Source organism: Corynebacterium sp. HMSC036E10, assembly GCF_001836265.1.
Classification (GTDB): Bacteria; Actinomycetota; Actinomycetes; order Mycobacteriales; family Mycobacteriaceae; genus Corynebacterium; species Corynebacterium coyleae.
In genome coordinates, this window is sequence record NZ_KV827997.1 from 55555 (window position 1) to 76325 (window position 20771).

Annotated in this window: 17 protein-coding genes, 1 tRNA gene and 1 other RNA gene; 9 read left to right on the forward strand and 10 right to left on the reverse strand. The window is 64.7% G+C overall.

The window, feature by feature from the left end:
- The first annotated feature begins 62 nt into the window (after positions 1-62).
- The 6 genes from HMPREF2736_RS11245 (at position 63) to HMPREF2736_RS11270 (ending at position 7178) form a co-directional block, all read left to right on the forward strand.
- Entirely contained in the window at positions 63-893 is an 831-nt protein-coding gene (locus tag HMPREF2736_RS11245) for a DMT family transporter (protein WP_070829840.1), read from the forward strand.
- A 148-nt stretch (positions 894-1041) separates the two neighbouring features.
- Positions 1042-2853, forward strand: a complete 1812-nt coding sequence (leuA, locus tag HMPREF2736_RS11250) for a 2-isopropylmalate synthase (RefSeq protein ID WP_070829842.1) — start codon at positions 1042-1044, stop codon at positions 2851-2853.
- A 59-nt stretch (positions 2854-2912) separates the two neighbouring features.
- Complete coding sequence (locus HMPREF2736_RS11255; RefSeq protein ID WP_070829844.1) at positions 2913-4124, forward strand: hypothetical protein; 1212 nt, start codon at positions 2913-2915, stop codon at positions 4122-4124.
- 13 nt (positions 4125-4137) lie between these two features.
- Positions 4138-5121, forward strand: coding sequence for an exonuclease domain-containing protein (locus HMPREF2736_RS11260; protein WP_070829846.1), 984 nt, complete (start codon positions 4138-4140; stop codon positions 5119-5121).
- A 10-nt stretch (positions 5122-5131) separates the two neighbouring features.
- Complete coding sequence (locus tag HMPREF2736_RS11265) at positions 5132-6418, forward strand: Mur ligase family protein (protein ID WP_070829848.1); 1287 nt, start codon at positions 5132-5134, stop codon at positions 6416-6418.
- A complete protein-coding gene (locus HMPREF2736_RS11270; protein ID WP_070829850.1) occupies positions 6411-7178 on the forward strand; it encodes a type 1 glutamine amidotransferase in 768 nt (255 codons plus the stop codon). Before HMPREF2736_RS11265 ends, HMPREF2736_RS11270 begins: the two co-directional genes overlap by 8 nt.
- Here HMPREF2736_RS11270 and HMPREF2736_RS11275 read toward each other — a convergent pair.
- The 7 genes from HMPREF2736_RS11275 to ffs form a co-directional block, all read right to left on the reverse strand.
- Entirely contained in the window at positions 7152-8222 is a 1071-nt protein-coding gene (locus tag HMPREF2736_RS11275; protein ID WP_070829852.1) for an HNH endonuclease signature motif containing protein, read from the reverse strand. The genes HMPREF2736_RS11270 and HMPREF2736_RS11275 overlap by 27 nt on opposite strands.
- Before the next feature lie 92 nt (positions 8223-8314).
- On the reverse strand, positions 8315-8941 hold the full coding sequence (recR, locus tag HMPREF2736_RS11280) for a recombination mediator RecR (protein ID WP_070422681.1): 627 nt from the start codon (positions 8939-8941) through the stop codon (positions 8315-8317).
- A gap of 67 nt (positions 8942-9008) precedes the next feature.
- Positions 9009-9383 (reverse strand): YbaB/EbfC family nucleoid-associated protein, encoded by a 375-nt coding sequence (locus HMPREF2736_RS11285; protein ID WP_070422682.1) that lies wholly within the window; start codon positions 9381-9383, stop codon positions 9009-9011.
- Positions 9384-9436: 53 nt separating this feature from the next.
- A complete protein-coding gene (locus tag HMPREF2736_RS11290) occupies positions 9437-11572 on the reverse strand; it encodes a DNA polymerase III subunit gamma and tau (RefSeq protein WP_070829854.1) in 2136 nt (711 codons plus the stop codon).
- A gap of 10 nt (positions 11573-11582) precedes the next feature.
- On the reverse strand, positions 11583-12119 hold the full coding sequence (locus HMPREF2736_RS12455) for a hypothetical protein (RefSeq protein ID WP_070829856.1): 537 nt from the start codon (positions 12117-12119) through the stop codon (positions 11583-11585).
- Positions 12109-13380, reverse strand: a complete 1272-nt coding sequence (locus HMPREF2736_RS11300; RefSeq protein ID WP_070829874.1) for an aspartate aminotransferase type Ic — start codon at positions 13378-13380, stop codon at positions 12109-12111. Before HMPREF2736_RS11300 ends, HMPREF2736_RS12455 begins: the two co-directional genes overlap by 11 nt.
- Positions 13381-13451: 71 nt before the next feature.
- Positions 13452-13545, reverse strand: an RNA gene (gene ffs, locus HMPREF2736_RS11305) — signal recognition particle sRNA small type.
- A gap of 132 nt (positions 13546-13677) precedes the next feature.
- On the opposite strand from ffs, the gene HMPREF2736_RS11310 reads away from it, so the two are divergent.
- Together HMPREF2736_RS11310 and HMPREF2736_RS12070 are read left to right on the forward strand one after the other, a co-directional pair.
- Positions 13678-13763: transfer RNA gene (locus HMPREF2736_RS11310), tRNA-Ser, on the forward strand.
- Positions 13764-13816: 53 nt separating this feature from the next.
- Positions 13817-15133 carry a hypothetical protein gene (locus HMPREF2736_RS12070; RefSeq protein ID WP_083323071.1) on the forward strand — a complete coding sequence of 439 codons (1317 nt, stop codon included), beginning with the start codon at positions 13817-13819 and terminating at the stop codon, positions 15131-15133.
- Here HMPREF2736_RS12070 and HMPREF2736_RS11315 read toward each other — a convergent pair.
- Entirely contained in the window at positions 15117-16646 is a 1530-nt protein-coding gene (locus tag HMPREF2736_RS11315) for an N-6 DNA methylase (protein WP_070829858.1), read from the reverse strand. The genes HMPREF2736_RS12070 and HMPREF2736_RS11315 overlap by 17 nt on opposite strands.
- Positions 16647-16713: 67 nt before the next feature.
- Between HMPREF2736_RS11315 and HMPREF2736_RS11320 the strand changes: the two genes are divergently transcribed.
- A complete protein-coding gene (locus HMPREF2736_RS11320; RefSeq protein WP_210399470.1) occupies positions 16714-17214 on the forward strand; it encodes a ferritin in 501 nt (166 codons plus the stop codon).
- A gap of 86 nt (positions 17215-17300) precedes the next feature.
- Here the strand turns inward: HMPREF2736_RS11320 and HMPREF2736_RS11325 are convergent, their stop codons facing one another.
- Positions 17301-17858 carry an LURP-one-related/scramblase family protein gene (locus tag HMPREF2736_RS11325; RefSeq protein ID WP_070421596.1) on the reverse strand — a complete coding sequence of 186 codons (558 nt, stop codon included), beginning with the start codon at positions 17856-17858 and terminating at the stop codon, positions 17301-17303.
- A gap of 115 nt (positions 17859-17973) precedes the next feature.
- Positions 17974-20703: a YPDG domain-containing protein gene (locus HMPREF2736_RS11330; RefSeq protein WP_070829863.1), complete on the reverse strand. Its 2730-nt coding sequence runs from the start codon at positions 20701-20703 to the stop codon at positions 17974-17976.
- Between the last annotated feature and the right edge of the window lie 68 nt (positions 20704-20771).

Sequence of the window (20771 nt, forward strand, 5' to 3'; positions counted from 1 at the left end):
CCAACGGTCAAGAATAGCGTCCCAAAAGCGTTGGTTGGCGTCTCTCGCTAATATCATTCACCGTGCATAGTACTTTTCTCGCCGTTGTCTTCGCGCTGCTTTCCGCGGCGACGATGGCGGCGGGCACTGTGTGGCGCCACCGGATCATGCGCGACGGAAGTTCCGTAGTGAAGTCCATGCGCCGGTCAGCCTGGTGGGCGTCGATGGGGCTGGCGTTTCTCGCCTACGGTTTCCAGGCCGCGGCGTTAGCGTTTGGCACCCTGCTGGTAGTGCAGCCGATCCTGGCGCTCTCCCTCATGCTCACGCTGGTGTTTTCGGCGCGCGCGGAGCATCGCCGGATGCACCAGGCGGAGGCGTTTTGGGCGATCATCCTCACCGCGAGTGTGGCGAGTGTGATCGTGTTCGGCCGCCCCATCCCCGGCGAGCGTGAGCCCGCGGCCTGGGAGTGGGCCACCGTGGTGGGGGTCGGTGCGGTGGTCTCGATACTTGCCCTCGCCATTGCTTCTCGACGACGCCCCAACACCCGCGCACTCATCGACGGCATCATCTGCGGCGCCATGTTCGGCTTCCAGGCCGTGTTCTCCAAGGTGGCGGTGGACGCGTTCGTCCACGGCGGCGTCTCTGGACTGCTCGCCTCCTGGCAACTGTGGGCGATGCTGGTCGCGGCGACCGCCGGCACCATCGTGCAGCAATACGCCTTCGCCGCCGGCAACCTGGCCACCTCACTGCCAGCCTCCAAGATCGTCGAACCCCTGCTGGCGTTCTCGCTCAGTCTGACGTTGCTGGGTGAAAGCTTCAGGCACCAGTCGGTGCTTGGATACGTGTTGGTGGGGTCGTCGATAAGCGTGATGCTCATCTCGGCGGCATTCCTCACACGCGTCTCCGTAAAGTGATGTAGGGTGTGACGCATGTCGCAACGGACGCTTCTCCTTCTACGCCGCGGCGGGAATCAGGCCCACTAACACGGCCGGCACCCCGTCGCGGAGTTTCTCATTGCCGGCCGTGGACACCCCCACCCCCCGACAATGAAGGAACCAAACAATGTCCGACTTCTTTGCACCCCGCGAAATCCAAACCCCCTCCGGCCCACGCAACGAAGGCCAACCCGCCTGGAACAAGCAGCGCGGCTCCCAAATGCCCGTCGAGCGCTACCTGACCTTCGCCCAAGAAGTAGAAGACATCACCCTGCCGGACCGCACCTGGCCCGACAAGAAAATCACCCACGCGCCACAGTGGTGCGCCGTTGACCTGCGCGACGGCAACCAAGCCCTGATCGACCCAATGAGCCCCGAACGCAAGCGCCGCATGTTCAACCTGCTGGTGGAAATGGGCTTCAAGGAGATCGAGGTCGGCTTCCCGTCCGCATCGCAGACGGACTTTGATTTCGTGCGCGAGATCATCGAAAAGGACATGATTCCCGACGACGTCACCATCCAGGTCCTCGTCCAAGCGCGCGAACACCTCATCCGCCGAACGTTCGAAGCCTGCGCAGGCGCGAAGAACGTCATCGTGCACTTCTACAACTCCACCTCCAAACTGCAGCGCCGCGTGGTCTTCCGCAAAGACCGCGACCAGATCAAAGCCCTGGCCACCGACGCCGCCGAACTGATCAAAACCATCTCCGCCGACTACCCCGACACCAACTGGCGCTGGGAATACTCCCCCGAATCCTTCACGGGCACCGAGCTGGAGTTTGCGAAGGAGGTCTGTGACGCGGTCGTCGCAAAGATGGGCGCAACGCCAGACAACCCGATGATCATCAACCTCCCCGCCACCGTGGAAATGATCACCCCCAACGTCTACGCCGACTCCATCGAATGGATGCACCGCAACCTGGAGCACCGCGACAGCATCATCCTGTCGCTGCACCCCCACAACGACCGCGGCACCGGCGTCGCCGCAGCCGAACTCGGCTACCTCGCCGGCGGCGACCGCATCGAAGGCTGCCTGTTCGGCAACGGCGAACGCACCGGCAACGTCGACCTGATCACCCTCGGCCTGAACATGCTCACCCAAGGCGTCGACCCCCAAATCGACTTCTCCGACATCTCCCGCATCCGCGACGTCGTCGAATACTGCAACCAACTGCGCGTACCCGAACGCCACCCGTACGGCGGCGACCTCGTCTTCACCGCATTCTCCGGCTCCCACCAAGACGCCATCAACAAAGGCCTCGACGCGCTCGCCCAAACCGTCCGCCCCGACGCCACCAGCGAAGACGTCACCTGGGACGAACTGCGCGACACCACCTGGGAAGTGCCCTACCTGCCAATCGACCCGAAGGACGTCGGCCGCACCTACGAAGCCGTCATCCGCGTCAACTCCCAATCCGGCAAGGGCGGCGTTGCCTACATCATGAAGACCGACCACGGCATCAACATGCCGCGTGCCATGCAGCCCGAATTCTCCGCCGTGGTGCAAAACATCACCGACTCCGAAGGCGGCGAAGTCAACTCCAAGAACATGTGGGACATCTTCGCCCAGACGTACCTCGACCTGGACACCCCGCTGGACCTGGCGTCCTACCGCATCGACGCCGCCGAGGAAGAAGGCGAAGACACGCGCGTGTCGGCGGTGGTGGCCTACGAGGGGGCTCGTCGAGAAGTGCAAGGCTCCGGCAACGGCCCCATCGCGGCATTCGCCAACGCCCTCGAGCAGATCGGCATTGACTTCGAAGTGCAGGACTACTCGCAACGCGCCCGCACCGCAGGCGACGACGCCGACGCAGCCTGCTACATCTACGCCGACGTCGACGGCACCTCCGCCTGGGGCGTAGGCATTGCCGGCTCCACCACACGTGCCTCGCTTGAAGCGATCGTGTCGGCGGTGAATCGCTCCTACGTCAAGAACTAGGCCGCCCTGCCCAAGAGGTCTATACTTGGGCAGACCTTTACAGGCGGTGAGGAGAACGGATGCGAACGTACGCGGTACCCGGTGGCGGATTTGATGTCCCCATCGAGCAACCGCGTATCGACGACCCCACCGCCACCTCCTTCACCGCCACCCTCAACCCCCTCGACCGAGGCGGGTTCGAAGTACTGCGAGGCGACGCCGTGGTTGGCGTGTTGAGCGCCGGGCGCCGCGCCGACCTCGACCACATCGCCCGCCACGGCTTCGCACCCCAAGTGCGCGCACGCATCGACGGCGACGACATCGTCCTCGACCTCGCCGTCCCCAGCCTCTCCATCCCCACCAACGAACCACCCCGCGCCCCCTGGGTCCTCCTCCCCAGCGGCCAGACGTACGCGGTCGGCCCGTACGAGACCGACCAGCACCCCGCCCAAGTCCTGGCAGTGATTGCTCCGGGTGGGGACGTGTCGGTCGATGGGCGGGTCGTCGCAAAGCTAGAGGCCCCGGAGCTTGCCGACACGATCGCCGACCTCACCGCGCGCGACCTCACCGTCGTCGCCCGCGGCACCGCCGACGGCCACACGCTGACCATCGACGCCGCACCCCACACCGGCGACCTCAACATCTCACCCCTGCCATTTTTGCCCGCCCTGCCGCGCGAAGACGACACCGGATTCTTCGCCACCGTCGACGCCGAAGCCGCAGCCCTCGCCGCCGACACCGAAGAGCACACCGAACCCGACACCGCAGGCCGCAACAGCATCGCCGGCCGACTCGTCGCCGCAGGCGCCGCCGTCATCGCCGTCGCCGTCACCGTCGTCGGCACCGCTATGATCAGCGCATCCTGGCGCGAAGACCAAAGCTCCGTCTCCCCCTTCCCCGAAACCGTCACCAACACGACCACGTCGGAATCGTCGGAATCGTCTGAGTCGGAGACGCCCGAGACGTCCGAACCGTCGGAGCCGTCGGAGGCGTCGGAATCGCCCGAGCCTTCCGAAGCACCCGCGCCAAGCGCCCCCGCCGTGCGCGTGCCCACCCCGCAGCAGCAACTGCCCGTACCGGCACCTGCGCCCGCTCCCGCACCTGCCCCGGCGCCTGCGCCCGCACCCGCACCCGCGCCGGCACAAGAGCAGGCACCAGCACCAGCACCCGCACCTGCCCCCGCGCCAGCGCCGGCACCCGACCCGCGCCCCTACGAATACTCAATCGGCGGCTTCAAAATCCGGTCCAACGCCCCGCTCGACCGCCCACTGTATGAGGTCACCGAGCCGTAGTACCCTCTGAACAATGAGTGACTACCCCTTCGTCGCAGTATTCGTGCAGGCAACCGGCATCCACCCGGCCACCGCACGCCTGCTCACCATCGACGCAGTCACCTTCGACGCCTCCGGCCGCATCGGCGAAGACTTCCACGCCGTGATCAACCCCGGCACCGACCCCGGCCCCGCCCACACCCACGGGCTCACCCCACACGACTTCGCTCAAGCGCCACGCTTCTCCCGACACCTGCGCACGCTGGACAAACTTCTCGACAACCGCACCCTCATCGTCCACGACACCCCTACCACCTGGGGATTCATCGTCTCCGAGGCGAAACGCGCCATGAACGCCGCCGCCCGCGCCAACCGCTCACGCCGCGGCCGAGGCAACAAACGACGCCAACGCGTCGGACACGTGCCGCGGCCGGAGATGATTGTGGACGTGCTGGCGTCGTCGCAACGCAATGGCCACATCCCCACAGACACCCGCATCAACGCAGTCGCCAACCTCATCGGCGTCGCATCACCACCCGCCACCGCCTCGCTCGAACGCGCGCAAACCCCCGAAGCCGACTTCTCCCGCGACCAAACCCTCAAACTCATCGCCATGTACCTCCACATGGCCGACAACCCCGCCACCTACAACCCCGCCGACCTCACTGGCGACAAATTCGGCCTCCAACGCAGCGCCGTCCGCGTCGACGCCGAAAAAGCCCCCGCACTCACCGCCAACCCCGGCACACTCAGCAACGACGGACTCAAACCCGGCATGGAATTCGTCATCTCCGACGACATCAGCCGCAACCCCGACGATCTCATCGACGCCGCCATGCGCGCAGGCCTGACCTACCGCGAAAAACTCACCCGCGAAACCTCCGTCGCCGTCTCCGACGCCAAACTCCGCGGCGCCGAACTCCGCGGCAAAGCCATGCACGCCGACCGCAAAAACATCCCCGTCGTCTCCGGCGACGAATTCGCCCGCCTACTAGGAGACATGACCCCCGCAGAGTAGCCTTGTGCGCATGCAAGGACCCATCTCCCGAGCTCGGGCACGCCTAGCGACGACCGCAGCCAACCTCGCCACCGCAGCCTCCCGCGCCACCGGCCGCGGCGCCGGCGGCATGATCGGCGGCCTCGTCGCAGGCGCCATCGACCCAAACATCATGGCCACCCTCGGCCGCGGCCGCCCCACCGTGCTGGTCACCGGCACCAACGGCAAATCCACCACCACCCGCATGCTCGCCGGCGCCGTGCGCACAAAGCACACCGTGGCCACCAACGACGGCGGCGACAACATGGACGCCGGCATCATCTCCGCCCTCCTCGCAGGCAAAGACGCCGAAGCCATCGTGCTCGAGTGCGACGAACTGCACGTCCCCAAGGTCGCCGAGCGCCTGCAGCCGAAAGCGTTCGTCCTTCTGAACCTCACGCGCGACCAGTTGGACCGCGTCGGCGAGATCAACTCCATCGAACGTGCGCTGCGTGGGGCGGTGATGGCGCATCCGGAGGCGGTAGTCGTCGCTAATTGCGACGATGTGCTCATCTCCTCGATCGCCTACGACCACCCCAACGTCATCTGGGTCGCAGCGGGCGCCGGCTGGCTCGGCGACTCCGTGACCAACCCACGCTCCGGCGGGCACATCGTGCGTTCCTCCGTCACGCACGACGAAGAAACTGACTGGTACGCCGTCGAAAAACTCCCCGACGGCCGCGAATTCCGCCGCCCCACCCCGCAATACACCGTCACCGACAACGCCCTGCAAACCCCGCAAGGCGCAGCGGTGCTCGACCTGAAACTGCCCGGGCGCGCGAACCGGGGCAACGCCGCCCAAGCCATCGCATGCGCCGTCGAAGCCTTCGGGGTGCCGCTCGACGACGCGGTGCGCGCCGCCAGCGAAGTGGACAACGTCGCCGGTCGCTACACCACCGTCCACCTCGGCGAACACGACATCCACCTGCTTTTGGCCAAGAACCCGGCCGGATGGCAGGAGGCGCTGTCGATGGTGGACCGTGACGCCGACGGTGTCGTCATCGCGGTCAATGCCAAGCAAGGCGACGGCGAGGACGTCTCGTGGCTGTGGGACGTGAAGTTCGAGGACTTCGGCGACACCCACGTCGTCGCCGCCGGCGAGCGCGCCACTGACCTTGCGGTGCGCCTGACGTACGGCGGCATTGACCACGAGCGCATCCCCGACCCTGTGGAGGCGATTCGTGCCTGCCCTCCGGGTCGCGTGGAGGTGTTGGCCAACTACACGGCGTTGCTGAATCTGCGCCGCGCGCTGTCGAAGCAGGAGGATTACCGTGCCTAAACTCACCATTGGTCTTGTGTTGCCCGACGTGTTGGGCACGTACGGCGATGATGGCAATGCGTTGGTGTTGCAGGAGCGTGCGCGTCTGCGCGGTATCGATGTGCACATCGAGCGCTTTTTGCTTAACGACGACATCCCCGCCACCTGTGACATCTACACCCTCGGCGGCGGCGAGGACTCCGCCCAGTTGATCGCCGCTGCCCGTTTGAGCGCCTCGCCGGGGCTGCAGGCGGCTGCCGCTGATGGTCGTCCGGTCTTCGCGGTGTGCGCCGGTTTGCAGGTGTTGGGTCACACGTTCCGTGCGCATGGCGAGGAGGTTGAGGGCGTGGGGCTTCTGGACATCACCACGTCGCCGTTGGATACCCGCGCGACGGGCGAACTCCTGTCCGAGCCGACGCAGGCCGGCATCACCGCCGAACTGACCGAGCCGCTAACTGGTTTTGAGAACCACATGGGCGCCACCGTGCTCGGCCCTGAGGCGGAGGCGCTGGGTGTGGTGACGCGCGGCGTCGGCAACGGTGCCGGTGCTGGTGCTGCCGCAACCGCAGCACCGAGCACCGCTGCGACCACTGGCGCGAAGGTGGATGGCGTGGTGCAGGGCAGCGTGATCGCCACATACATGCACGGTCCGGCGCTCGCGCGAAACCCGCAGTTGGCGGATTTGCTCATTGCACGCGCGCTGGACGTGCCGCTTGCGGAGTTGGCCCCGCTTGATCTCGAGGATGTTGCCCAACTACGTCGGGAACGCCTCGCCAAATAGTTGGTCCATTGCCCCGCGGTTGGTGTTTTTCACCGGATACCCGCGGGGCGAAATCCATACTGGGGCACCCCGCACCATGACGATCCGGCCCCGTTTCTTACGCCACGGGTCATCATCATTCACCCGATTGTGATAGCGACACAACGGCGCCAGGTTGCCAATATTGGTCTCCCCACCATGCCGCCACGCCTCCACATGGTGTAACTCGCAGTTGTCAGCCCCGTGACGACAGCCAGGAAACGCACACACCGGCGAGACCAACTTGGCCAGATCGCGCTGTTTCTGATTCGCCAAACGCTGCGTGCGATACAAGTTCACCGCACCGGCCTGCGGGTGAAACGCCGCTACCTCCAACGCGTCGCCGAACTGGGCGGCGAGAAACTCCGCACCGGTCATGGTGGTGCCATCAGTCATCGCCAACAGAACATCATCACCAGTGCCATCCAAGATGCGCAGATAATCCGGCAGCGGCACCAACACCGTGGGACGCGGCGCTGCGGTTGCGACCTTGCCCTCGCCGAAGAAAATCCCAATCAAGTTCTCGGCAATCTGCGCCGCAGCCGGACGATCCTGATCAATGCCTAAACGCCCGGCGTGCTCCATGTCGGAGATCTCGCGCTCGTCGTAGGTCAGATGCAGGGTGCGTTTGCCGTTTCGCGACGGGCCAAATTTCGCCGCATCCACCGCCGGCTTCTCGTTTGCCGGCACCAAGGAGCGGGCTGCCGCCTCAATCGCCCGGTAGCCACCCTCGACCTCAAGCAAAGCCAGGCGCAGCGCCCACCGCTGGGACGTATCCTTGACCGGTGCGATGCGTCGCTCGATCAACACCAGCTCGTCCAGCGAGAAACCTCGCGCTAAAGAACTGGCTGTCTTTTGTTTGCGCGTGAACTTGGTGCGCCCGAAGTACACATCCCGCAGCCGCGCCCAGGCTCGCGCACGATCGGGTGCAAAGCCCGAGGCGAGTGCAACATCAAGGTCGAAGTCAGCCAGCGTCTCTAACGCTGCGGCCGACATCGCCTGCACTAACACCTCGAACGAATTCATACCCAAAACGCTAAACGCCCGGCACAGAAAATGCACCTGGCCTGTGGATAACTGGGCGTGGAGTCGTCGAAAAGTAAAGAGTTATCCACAAATCACAGCTTGAGGCGCCCGGTTAACGCGCGGGAGAGTGTCAGCTCGTCGACAAACTCCAAGTCCCCGCCAAGCGGCATACCCGACGCCAAGCGCGACACCGTCAGCGACGGGAAGTCCTTCAACAGACGCGCCAAGTACGACGCCGTCGCCTCCCCCTCCGTGTCAGGGTCGGTGGCCAAGATGACTTCGGTGACATCGGGGTTGTCGGCGCCGTCGACGTCGTCAAGCACACCGCCAATGCGCTGCAACAACGGCGCAATGGCCAGATCCTTCGGGCCGACATTCGCCAACGGATCCAACGACCCGCCAAGCACGTGATAGCGGCCCGAGTACTCCCCCGTGCGCTCAATGACCTGGATGTCCTTCGCGTCCTCCACCACGCACACCAGCGTCTTGTCGCGGCCCGAGTCGGCGCAAATGCGGCACACTTCCTCGCGCGAGACGTTGTTGCAGATGCGGCAGAACGTCACCCCGTCGCGCACGGCGGCTAGGGCGGCGCGCAGCCTATCGATGTCCTCCGGCTCCGTCTTCAGCAAATGAAACGCGATACGTTGCGCGGACTTGGGGCCGATGCCGGGAAGGCGCGAGAATTCGTCGATAAGGTCTTGCAGCGGTCCTTCAAACACGCGGGGGTTCCTTTCGTGGCATGAAAAACGCGCCCGACCAGGCCGGCCGGACGCGGAAAGCGACAGGTTAGACGATGCCGCCGAACGGGATATCGCCCGGGCCTGCCTGCGGGGCGCCTCCCTGCGGTGCGCCGCCACCCATTGCGCCGCCGGTCAGCGGGGCGATCTTCTCTTCGGCGAGCTTGCCGGCCTGGTCATGGGCGTCGCGGTATGCGGCGAGGATGAGGTCCTGCAGCGTCTCGACGTCCTCCGGGTCAACGGCTTCCGGCTTGATGGTCAGGTCGGTGATTTCGGCGCCGCCGGTCATGGTGACGGCAACGAGGCCGCCGCCTGCAGTGCCGGTGACCTCGGTCTGCAGCAGTTCCATCTGTGCCTGCTGGAGTGCGGCCTGCACTTCGGCGGCCTGGCGGATGAGTTCCTGCATGTCCTGTGGCTGGGTCATGGTTGCAACCTTTCGTTTGTTGGTAAAGCTCCGTGGGCCATTGTACGCGTCGTTTAGAGGGGTTTGGCTCCGAGTTCGGCGGCGAGGAGGTCCATGGCGACTTCGGTGGCGTCGCGACGGTCGGCGGTTCGTTCTCCGTCGCGTGCTTCTTGGGCCATGTCGCGTTCTTCGTCTTCGCGTGTGTATTCGGGTTCGGCTTCTTCGTAGGGTTCGGTGGGTTCGGGGGGTGGTGGGATGTCGTCGCGTTCGCGTTTGGCGCGTTCGGCGGCTTTTTGGCTGGCTGCGGCGACGGCGGCTTGCCAACTGTTGGCGGGGGCAGGGTCTTCGGGCTTTTCGCTTGTCGACGACCCCTCTTCCGGATTCCACACCTCCCTCGGTTCTGGCCGCTTGACGTGGGCGGCGTCGGGGTTGGTGCCGACCACGCAGCGGACCTTGATTGGCGTGCCGAGCTTCTCTGTGAAGACGGCGACGATGTCTGCGTTGTTGCGTTCGGCGTTGATCCGGTCGGCGAGTGCTCCGGTGTGGTGGCCGACGACGAGGGTGTCGTTGTCGAAGCCGAGGGGTTTCGCTTCCGTCAGCATGATTTCGGCGACCTGGTTGCGTGCGCCGACGGATTGGCGCAGGCGGGTCCAGTCGCGTTCGATGCGCTGGTACAGGTCGTCCGTGTCCGGTTGCGGCGCGGGTTGCTGCGACGCGGGTTGGGCAGGTTCGGGTTCACGCTGCGGTTCCGGTTGCGGCGCGGGTTCGGGTTGCGGCGCTGGCTGTGGTTCCGGGGTCGGCTGCGACTGGGCCGGCGCGGGCTGCTGTGGTTCGGGCGGCGGCGTCTGCTGCGCTCGCTGCTCGGATGCCGGTTGAGCAGGCGCGGGTGCGGGCTGCTGAGCGGCAGGCGCAGGCGCGGGCGCGGGTTTGCGCGAGGCGGTGCGGGAGCTTGCGGCGGCGGCGGCAGCGGCTGCGGCGGCGGCAGCGCCTCCCCCGCCAGCGGCGCCAGCGTTGCCGGAGGGAGCACCAGCAGAACCGGCAGAACCGGCAGAACCAGCAGAGCCACCAGCACCGGCACCGGCACCAGCGCCCGCCGCGCCCACCGCACCGCCGCCGACGCTGACGGTGAGGAGGTGCGCCATCATGATTTCGAGGAGCAGGCGGGGCGAGGTGGCGCCGGCGAGGTCTGGGAGTCGGTCGTTGACTTCGGTGGCCAGGGCGGACAGATGGGCGGGGGTGAAGAGTTCGGCTTGGTGTTTGAGGATTTCGGAGCGGTCGGTGGGGGCGTCGACAAGCCCTTGCCCGAATGCGTCGGGCACGGTGCGGATGAGGAGGAGGTCGCGCATGCGGTCGAGGAGGTCGAGGGCGAAGCGGCGGGGTTCGTGGCCGGATTCGATGACTTCGTCGATGGTGCGGAACATGGCGGAGCCGTCGCCGGATGCGATGGCGTCGACGGCGGCGTCGAGAAGTGTGAGGTCTGTGACGCCCAGCAGTGGCAGGGCAAGGTCGTAGGTCAGCCCGTCGGGTCCGGCGCCGGCGAGCAGCTGGTCGAGGATGGACAGGGTGTCGCGCGGGGAGCCGCCGCCGGCGCGGATGACTAGGGGGTAGACGTTTTCGTCGACGGTGACGCCTTCGTCGGCAACGATGCGCTCGAGAAGAGAACGCATGGCTTGGGGCGCGAGCAGGCGGAATGGGTAGTTGTGGGTGCGCGACCGGATGGTGCCCAGCATCTTTTCGGGTTCGGTGGTGGCGAAGATGAAGATGAGGTGGGCGGGTGGTTCTTCGACGATTTTGAGCAGGGCGTTGTTGCCCTCTTTGGAGATCATGTGGGCTTCGTCGATGATGAAGACGCGGTAGCGCGATTCGCTGGGTGCATATAGGGCGCGTTCGCGCAGGTCGCGCATGTCTTCGACGCCGCCGTGGGAGGCTGCGTCGATTTCCATGACGTCGAGGTTTCCGTTGCCGCCGGGGGCGAGGGAGATGCAGGAGGGGCATACGCCGCAGGGGGTGGAGGTTGGTCCTTCGGCGCAGTTGAGTGAGCGTGCGAGGATGCGGGCGGATGATGTTTTGCCGCAGCCTCGTGGGCCGGAGAACAGGTAGGCGTGTGAAATGCGGTTGTTGTCCAGCGCGGTGGACAACGGCCGGGTTACTTGTTCTTGCCCGACAACTTCGCCGAATGTTGCGGGGCGGTATTTCCTGTACAGAGCCACGCGGGCTACCTTACTCGGCCTCGCGATTCCATTCGGTGGTGTTGGTGCCGCGGCGTCGTAGCCTGCGGGTTAGGACGTCGAGGCCTTGGTTGCGGGCGATGGCGTATTCGTCGTCGGTGAGGGCGACGAGTTCGAGCAGCAGGGTGAGCCTGTCGGGTTCGCGGTATAGCGGTGTGCCGCGGTCGAAGAGTTCGGGTTCGCGCAGCCAGCCGTGGCGTGCGGTGGTGCCGAGCTCGTCGAGGGCGCCTTCGAGCAGCACGCCGGGTTGTGCGGGGATGCCGAGGCGCTCAATGGCACGGGCTGCGGCAACGACGGCGCGCCCGGGCAATTGCTTATCGACGACCCCACCCACCGTCACAATCTCACACCGCACATCAGTCGCCCCATCCCCGTCGATGACCAGGCCGGTGTCGACTTGGGAGAAGCCGACGGTGCAGGCTGCGGGGGTGGAGTTGATGGTGGTGAGGGCGACGGCGGCGTCGTCGATAAGCATGAGCTCGATGTCCATGAAGGACCCGAGCCATGCGGCGACCTGATCAGTTTTCATGCGCCTCGATGCATGCGAGCAGCACGCAGGTGGCAACGCCGTCCATGGCGGTGCGGACCTCGTCGAGCGGCGGCAGGGACGGTGCGAGGCGGATGTTCTCGTCGTTTTCGTCGATGCCGCCCGGGAAGGATGCGCCGGCCTTGGTCAGGGTGATGCCGGCTTCCTTGGCCAGTTCCCAGACGCGCTTGGCGGAGCCGTCCTTGACGTCCAGGGAGATGAAGTAGCCGCCGGTCGGCTCGGTCCACTCGGCGACGCCGTACTCATCGAGGCGCTCCTTGAGGATGCCGATGACAGCCTCGAACTTCGGGGCGAGCGAACCGGAGTGCTTGAGCATGTGGGCGCGCAGGCCGTCGACGTCGCCGAAGAAGCGGGCGTGTGCCAGCTGGTTGACCTTGTTCGGGCCGATGCCGCGCACGCCAGCGTGGCTGTTGTACCAGTCCAGGTTCTCCTTGGAGGAGGCGAAGAACGCCACGCCCGAGCCGGCGTGCGTGATCTTGGAGGTGGACGACATGTACCAGAAGCGGTTCGGGTTGCCGTGCTTCGCGGAGATCTCGAGGACGTTCGGGTTGTCCGGGAACTCGTCGGTCAGCGTGTGGATGGCGTACGCGTTGTCCCAGATCAGGCGGAAGTCCGGCGCGGCAGTCTCCATGGCGCAGAGGCGCTCGATGGTGTCGGCGGAGTAGGTGATGCCGGTGGGGTTGCCGAAGATCGGCACCGACCACATGCCCTTCACCTGCGGATCCTTCACCAATTCTTCGACGAGGTCCATGTCGGGGCCGGTCGGGGTCATCGGCACCTGGATCATCTCAAAGCCGAAGTGCTCGACGATGGTGAAGTGGCGGTCGTAGCCCGGCACCGGGCAGATCCACTTGACGGTTTCCTCGTCCTTCCAGGGGCGTGGCGAATCGTTGGTGCCCCAGATGTAGGCAAAGGAGACGAGGTCGAACATGATGCTCAGGCTCGAGGAATCACCCGCGACGACGTTCTCCGGGACGACGCCGAGGGCCTCGGCCCAGAGCTCGCGGATGTCCGCAATGCCGTCGAGGTTGCCGTAGTTGCGCACGTCAGCGCCGGTCTTGTCGGTGTAGTCGTCCGCCCCCGGCAGCGACAGCAACGCGTCAGAGAACCCGAGCTGCTCTGCGGACGGCTTGCCGCGCGTCAGGTTCAGGTTGAGGTTTCGGGCCTTGAGTTCCTCGTACTGTGCGCGGGTGCGCTCGGCGAGTTCGTTGAACTGGGCTGCGTCCAGGTCCTTGAGAGACATCATCACTCCAGATGTTCGAAGGCGAATTTTGCGTGCCCACCATCGTAGCGGCCTATCCGTCCCCGAACATGAAAAAGGGACCTCACGCACCTGCTAGAGCTCGCTGACCCTTGCTGCGTTCCCGCCCTGGGGGAGTTCACAAGATAACACCGCGTGAGATCCTGACTGACACTGTAGCCATCTCTCGCGTGAGAACACAACCTGCGCCGGGCCACGCTGCGGTTTTGGTCTTGTGGGGTGTGTGCATTACCATGTCCAAAGACGCTTCGCCGGTGCATGCCGGGGAGGTTGTTCGCTGGAGGATTCGACTAGCGGCCTATGTCACACGCCTGGAACGCGTGCGGGTTTCACGACCCTCGTGGGTTCAAATCCCACATCCTCCGCAAATTTCACGCCCCGCGTTTCTGCGCGGGGCGTTTTTGCTACCGTTTTGTGCGTGACCACCACCGCAAACACTACCAACACTGCGCTCGATCAACTCGCTGACCTGCTGGATGTCGGCCGTTTCACGGTTGCGGATGCGGGCATGATCCCGCGCGCGATCGCCCTTGCTGCCGCCGAGGAACTCGACGTGCCGTACGAGGACGCGTGGACTGCCGAGGAGATCGCGGACAGTATCTTCGACAACTTCGCCCAGTACATCCTGGGCTCCGGGGTTGATGGTCGGGCGGCGACGCTGCTTGCAATTGTCGACGACCACTTCACCGCCCAGACGTCTCGCACCCGTGGGTCGGGGGTGTCGTCGTTTAGCAAGCTCTCGTCGGACGACTTCACCCCGGCGAAGAACAAGCTGGAGGCGGTCAACCGCATTAGCGCGCTGACGGGTTCGGGCCCGGAGACGCTCGGGCCGGGGTCAAAAGAGCGCAAGTCGGTGCTGGTGAACCTGGCGCGCGCGATCGACAACAACAACGCGCCGGAGGATGCAACCAAGATCGAGCTCGGGCGTTGGTTGGCACAGCAGTTGGGCGGGACGTGGGGGCCGCGTGATTACTCGTCGGGCTACACGATCACGCTCAACGGGCTGAACAACCTGCTGCACCTGGCCACGCGCCGGTTTACGGGCGCGGAGGATTTCGCCTCTCCACTGCTGGAGGCCAACGCGCTCGTCGCCGGTGCTGCGGAGGCGCTCGGCCTGCGGGCGGACACCGATTGGGCGAGCCTCCCGTTCGACGGGCGCACGTGTGTGGAGGAGATGTTCGCAGCGCAGTACCGCAACCGGAACCAAACGGAGTGGTTCGCCTGGTACGCCGAGTTCAAGGTTCTGCCGTTTTATGCGGCGAAGTTCAAGGGCGGCCCGGCGACCATCGGCCACACGGAGTTCGACTATCAGGGCACCCGCACGTGGGATTTGAAGGTGCATTCCAGCGACGGCAAAGCGGACCGCACGCCGCTCAACGACCAGTACTCGGTGGATCTTGCCGCAGCACAGGACGGGGTCGGGTTCATCGTGGTCAACACGGTGCCGGATTACACCGACGAGGACGCGTTCTACCGCTGGCACATGGCCAAGCGCGGCAAGGTAGTGAAAGACCGCAAGCCGAACTCGCGCAAGCTCAAGGTCGCGCACACGGTGACCAGCATTGAGGCGTACTACTTCCCGGACACTGCATCTATTAGCGACGCCATCGCCCGCGGCATCATCAAAGTCTTCAACCAGGGCCGCCAGCAGGACGGGTCGCCGCGCAAGCCGAAGTACGAGATGGACATGGCCCTCGCGCGCGGCACGGATTATTTGCTCACGGCACTTGCGTGAGGTCCTGCGCGTACGCCGCCGCCACGTCCACGTCACGCCCGAACACCACGCGGTTGAGCCGCTCCACAAGGGCGAAGGGGTGCTTGACGTTTTCGTTGACAATGCCGGCGTTGAGTTTGGTGACTAGGTTGTCGCGTTCGGAGGTGCGGATGTCACTAATAAGCACAGGCTCGATGTCGGGCACCGGCACGGACATGAGCACGCGACGGGTGAGGCTTACGCCGCCGTCGTGCCAGCGCCACCACAAATACGGCGCGGACGAGTTCAGCGTCACCGCCGCGAGGTCACGGTCGTGTGCGGTGGCGAAGTGCAGCACCTGCTTCGAGCGCCTGCTCAACTCCCCGAACGCGGCGGAGATGTAGTAGCGCGGGGTGGTGGCTACGGTGAGCGAAAACTCCGTCGGGCCAGGTACGACAAGGTCGGCGATGGTGCGCTCCCACCCCTGCATCTGCTGCCAGATGTCCTGGTGGTCGGGGTGGATTTTCAGCCACTCCCCTCCTGGTCCGATCTGCCGTGGGGCGAGCAGGTGCGGTGCCTTTTCCAGCAAGGCTGCCCTTGATGCCGCACGCCATCGCAAGATCGGCGTGACCCGCCACGCGCTTGCCCCCGGCGGGCACACGGTGACGGCGGCGCGCACAAAGTTGGTTTTCGACGTGTTCGACGAGCCGAACTTGTAGCCACGAAACAGGGTGTCGGGGACGTTGTCGAAGACGGTGATGTCGCCGCCGGTGAGGTGGTCGTCGAGAAGCAATCGCAGCCCTGCGAACTTCGGTGCGCCCAGATATGACGCGGGCGTGACCGCGATGAAGCCGCGGCTGGTGGTGGCGACACGCTCCATGAAATAGGCGAACAGGTCGCGGGTGGCGGCGGTGGCAAACGTGTCGTCGCGCGCGGTGGAGGCGTACGGCGGGTTCATGATGACAAAGTCGTGGGCGGGGATGTCGTCGTGAAGAAAATCGGCCACTACGCAGCGCGCGGCGAGCGCCTCAAAGCCGGCGGTGTCGCCCGGCGCGAGGAAGTGCGACAGCAGCACCACCGCGGTGTGCAGCGCGACCGGGTCGATGTCCACCAGGATCAACTGCTTTGCGACGAAGCCCCCCACATCCCCATCAACCTTCCGCGCAAGATGCCACGCGAGCACCCCAGTGCCACAGCACGGGTCCACCCACGTGCCCTCCGGGAAACGGTTGACGTGCTGGGCCATGAACGCCGCGGCGTCATCCGGTGTGAAGTACTGGCCGGCGTCCTTGCGCGCCTTACTGTCGTTGAGCGCCAGGAACGCCTCGTAACAAACCGCGATCTCCCCGATGGTCATGTTTTCGAACACATCTTCTGCCAGCGGCTCGACCCCCAGGTAGGATTCCACCACCGGCGCAAGGTCGGGCCGCAACGCGTTCGAGTGCGCCGCGATCCCCCGCAGCCATGCCTGTTGGCCTGCGATTTCGGGGTGCTCACGCAGGCGATTCAGCGTGGCGGTGACACGCTTTGCGGAAAAGTTCGAACCCTGGGACACGGTGCCCGAGCTTATAGCTCTTTTACTCTTCCGCTCCAATCTGGGCTGCTGTATACTCGCGTGCATGATCGACGCAAAGCTTTACGAAGCAATCAACCAGCAAGTCACCGAAGAGTACGGTGCCGCCTACATCTACCGCTACCTGGCCAACGAGATGGACACCCTGTCCTTCCCGGGCCTGAGCGAGTGGTTCGCCGCGCAGGCATCTGAGGAGTGCGACCACGCACAGAAGTTCGCCCAGCACCTCATTGACCGTGGCGAGCACGTCAAGCCGCACAACATTGAGATCGACGCGCCCGAGATCAAGACTCCGCTCGACGCGTTTGAGGCTGCTCTTGCGCACGAGAAGAAGGTTTCGGAGCAGATCCGCCAGATCACTCGCCTGGCCGATGAGGTCGGCGACCTGGGCTCCCGCCCGCTGCTCAACTGGTTCCTGGAGGAGCAGATTGAGGAAGAGTCGACCGTGAGCGAGATCGTCGACCAGCTCAAGCTTGTTGGCAAGGACGGCTCGGGCCTGTTGCGTATCGACGCCCGCCTGGCCGGCCGCTCCACCGACTCCGACGCGTAACCCACCCCGGATTTCGCGTTCAGCCCCCGTCACGTGCGGGGGCTTTGTTTGTGTCTAGCGCTGTTTGTGTCTAGCGCTGTTTGTGTCTAGCTGGATTGTTGGCGGCGCTTGACCCGCCACATGTCGATCGCGATGACCACACCGAGGATCGCAGCGTGCTGGCGTTCGCTCAGCTCCGGCTCGAACTGCACCCGGTAGTCCGACTTGCCGGTCAGTTCGCGCCCGAAGCCTTTGTACTCCGCGACCACGTGCGCGATCGGGCGGCCCTGCGATGTGAGCGTGTAGTTGCGGTTGAACACCTTGCCTTCGACTTGCACCTCGGGAAACCCTGCGATGTCGAGGTCGAATTTTGAGCCCATGAGCTTGAACCGCGATGTCAGCCGCGCCAGCTCCATCGCGGGCGTGACTAGACGCACGGTGTAGCTGTCGCGGATGAGGTCGATCGGGTCTTCGATGCTGATAAGGTGCGTGCCGCCTGCGTCGAACACGTCGACTTGGCGCGAGGCCCGGCTCAGCACGTCTTTCATGTTGAGCTTCGTTTGCCGTGCCGTGCCAAGGGGTTGTCCGGTGGGTGCTTCGATCGCGAACTCGTTGCGGCCGAAGATTTTGGTTTGCCGGATAATGACTTCGTTTTCCCGCAGCATGATGTAAATCGTAGTGCTGCCCCGCTGCGCGTGCCGGGCAGAAATGCGTAAAAGGCTGACGCCAGTTCCGAGTGCGGACTGGCATCAGCCTTTTACGGTGTTCGGGAGAGAAGGGTTAGGCGGTTTCCTCGGTCTCCTTACCGTCGCCCTTGTCCTCGCCTTTGTCTTCGCCCTTGTCGGAGGAACCCTTCGCGTCTGACTTGGAGCTCTGGGCCCACTCCGGCAGTTCGCCGTCCTTGCACAGGGCGGCGAGGATGCCAATGCCTGCTGCCAGACCAGCCAGGGACAAACCGATGGCTGCTGCCTGGGTGACCTCCGGGCCGAACTGCTGCTGCAGACGGTCAGCCTCAACCTGGATCTGACGCATCCACTCCGGCTGCGGGCGGCGGTTGGTCTCGCCGCCGAGGCCGAACTGCTCGAGCGGGTTCGGGATGTTCATCTTCTCCGACACGTTCGCTGCTGCCTTGCCCAGCTCGGCGCCGAGCGGGCCGGCCAGCGGTGCGCCGATGGCGATCAGCAGGCCGAGCGGAACCAGCCACAGCAGCGGGTTGTTCTCGGACGACATGCTGTCGAAGCACTTCTTGATGTTCTCCGAGGAGCCCTGGTCAGACACCAGGTTCTGCGGCTGCTTCTGGCCCGGGTCGTTCGGGATGGAACCGTTGTCCGTCTTGACCGGGATCTCGACGATCGTGGTCTTGCCGTCCGGCGTCTTCACCTCCACCGGGATGGTGATGTTGGTGCCCGGCTTCACGTCGGCTGGCGGGGTGATGGTCAGGTTGCCCGTGCTTGGGTTGACCTCGACCTTCCAACCCTCCGGGATCTTCGGGTTGTCCGGGATCTTCCATTCGCCCGAACCGTTCGGCGGCGGAACCTCCGTCTTTTGGCCCGGGTAGACAACGATCACGGTGGTGGTGTTGTTGTCGCCTGGGGTGGTGTTGTCGGTGCCGTTGCCCGGCTGGGTCTCCGGGACCTTCACCGTGACCTTTGCCGGCACGACGTCGGTCTTGCCGCTCGGGTAGGTGACGGTGACGTTGATGATCTTCTCGTCGCCATCCTTCGCGGTCTTCGGCACGGTGACCGTGATGTCGCCAGTCTTGGCGTCGATCTGCGGGTTCCACTCCTCAAGATCCTGACCCGGGGTGATCTCGTAGGTGGAACCACCCGGCACGTCGTCCTTCTTCGGCTTCAAGGTGGCGTTCTGGCCCGGGGTCTTCTCTACCTTCGGGTACTCCGGGGCACCGTGGACGATGACCTTCGCCGGAACGTTCTTATCCACAGAACCGTCCGGGTAGGTCACGTCGACCAGGATCGTCTTCACGTCGCCAGGCTTTGCGGAGCCCGGGATGGTGACGGTGATGGTGCCGGTTGTCGGATCAACCTTCGGCACCCAATCGCCCAAGTCCTGGCCCGGGGTGATGGTGAAGGTGGAGCCCTCCGGCAGGTTCTTGTTGTTCTGCTCGAGGCTGACCTCCACCCCGACCTTGCCGTAGGTCTCGCCGTAGCCCGGGGTGTTCAGGTTTGCATCGGTCTCGCGCACCGTCACCACCGTGTCGATGGTGTCCTTGGAACCGTCGGCGTAGGTGACGTCCACGGTGAACGTGGCGGTATCGCCGTGCTTCGCACCCTTCGGGGCGGTGACCTTCAGCGTGCCGTCCTTGGCTGGTTCGGCGGTCCACCCTTCCGGTGCGTCGACGACGGTGTAGGTGGCGTCGACGGCGGTGCCGCGGACGTCGCCAGGCTGTGCCTTCAACGCGACATCAACGGAGCTACCCGGCTTGACCGTGTTCGGCGTGTTGTAGGCGGGAGCAAACTTGGCAACGGGGACGGAACCGGTGAACTTCGGCGTGTCCTGATCAACAACGCCGTCCTCGGTTGCAACGCGCAGTACCTGTGGGTTCTTGTAGGCGTCGAAATCCTCGTCCTTGGTGGTCTCGCGAGGGTTCGCGATGATTTCCACATCAACCTTCGCCGCCTTGTCGTCATCAACCGAACCGGTCGCGCCCTTGGGGAGGGTGACGTAGACCTTGCCGGTGTCGTCGACACGCACCTTGGCACCCTCGATCTTCTTGCCAGCGATGGAAACGTTGCCGGTCAAACGTTGGTAGTCGTTCTCCGCATTGGCCACCGTGATGCCGGTGTCGTACTCGTTGCCGTCCGCGATGATCGCCTGGGACTGCTGCTCAGAAGCAACAATTGGCGCGCAGTCATCGGTCTCAAATACCCACGGGGCGACTTCAATCTGCACAGTTGGGCTGACGCGGGTCTTCTCAGCCGCCAAGATCGTCGGATTATTGACCCTCCAAGCCCACGTCTGCGCCTGCTGATTGCTGTCCACAGCCAGCTTCACAACGGCCGTGCGCTTCTGATCACGCTTCAGCGAAAAGGACTCCTGATCAATCAGCGCAACCTCGTTGACATCAAGCATCTCAACGGGCTCATTGCCCTTGCGCTTGATCTCAACGGAGCCCTTCTTCAGAGCTTCAAGCTTGTAGGAGTGGGTTGCATCCTGCGTACCTACGTTTTCAACAACGATGAACGCCGTGCCGGATTGAAACACCCGCTCACTGTCAGCGCTTACGCTCACCCACGGCACGAAAGCGTTGTCTACCTCGTCGAGGCCAACACCCACGCTGACCCCGTTTTGGGTTGTCTTCAGCGCCACGCCAGGGTTCACCGTGGTGATGTTCTGATCCAGCACAACAGCACATGCGCCCTGCTGTGGGTTCGCGGTCCGACCCGGAGGGCTTGTGAATTCTTCTGGCAGCGCGGTTGCTTGCGGGGCGACAACAGCCGAAGCACCGAGGGCAAGCGCAACGGTGCTCGCAGCAATCTTCTTCGAAATCATGAAGTCTCCTTAGAGGTTCGTTGCCCAGTGGTGCGTCCCCAAACGCAGCCACGTGACCTTCCTCCAAA

What these genes read in the sequence shown, in the direction of transcription:
- HMPREF2736_RS11325 (WP_070421596.1), bottom strand. Translation starts at nt 17,858, where the DNA reads ATGCTGCGGGAAAACGAAGTCATTATCCGGCAAACCAAAATCTTCGGC.
- HMPREF2736_RS11275 (WP_070829852.1), bottom strand. Translation starts at nt 8,222, where the DNA reads ATGAATTCGTTCGAGGTGTTAGTGCAGGCGATGTCGGCCGCAGCGTTA.
- HMPREF2736_RS12455 (WP_070829856.1), bottom strand. Translation starts at nt 12,119, where the DNA reads ATGAAAACTGATCAGGTCGCCGCATGGCTCGGGTCCTTCATGGACATC.
- HMPREF2736_RS11260 (WP_070829846.1), top strand. Translation starts at nt 4,138, where the DNA reads ATGAGTGACTACCCCTTCGTCGCAGTATTCGTGCAGGCAACCGGCATC.
- HMPREF2736_RS11330 (WP_070829863.1), bottom strand. Translation starts at nt 20,703, where the DNA reads ATGATTTCGAAGAAGATTGCTGCGAGCACCGTTGCGCTTGCCCTCGGT.
- HMPREF2736_RS11255 (WP_070829844.1), top strand. Translation starts at nt 2,913, where the DNA reads ATGCGAACGTACGCGGTACCCGGTGGCGGATTTGATGTCCCCATCGAG.
- leuA (WP_070829842.1), top strand. Translation starts at nt 1,042, where the DNA reads ATGTCCGACTTCTTTGCACCCCGCGAAATCCAAACCCCCTCCGGCCCA.
- HMPREF2736_RS11300 (WP_070829874.1), bottom strand. Translation starts at nt 13,380, where the DNA reads ATGTCTCTCAAGGACCTGGACGCAGCCCAGTTCAACGAACTCGCCGAG.
- HMPREF2736_RS11285 (WP_070422682.1), bottom strand. Translation starts at nt 9,383, where the DNA reads ATGACCCAGCCACAGGACATGCAGGAACTCATCCGCCAGGCCGCCGAA.
- HMPREF2736_RS11265 (WP_070829848.1), top strand. Translation starts at nt 5,132, where the DNA reads ATGCAAGGACCCATCTCCCGAGCTCGGGCACGCCTAGCGACGACCGCA.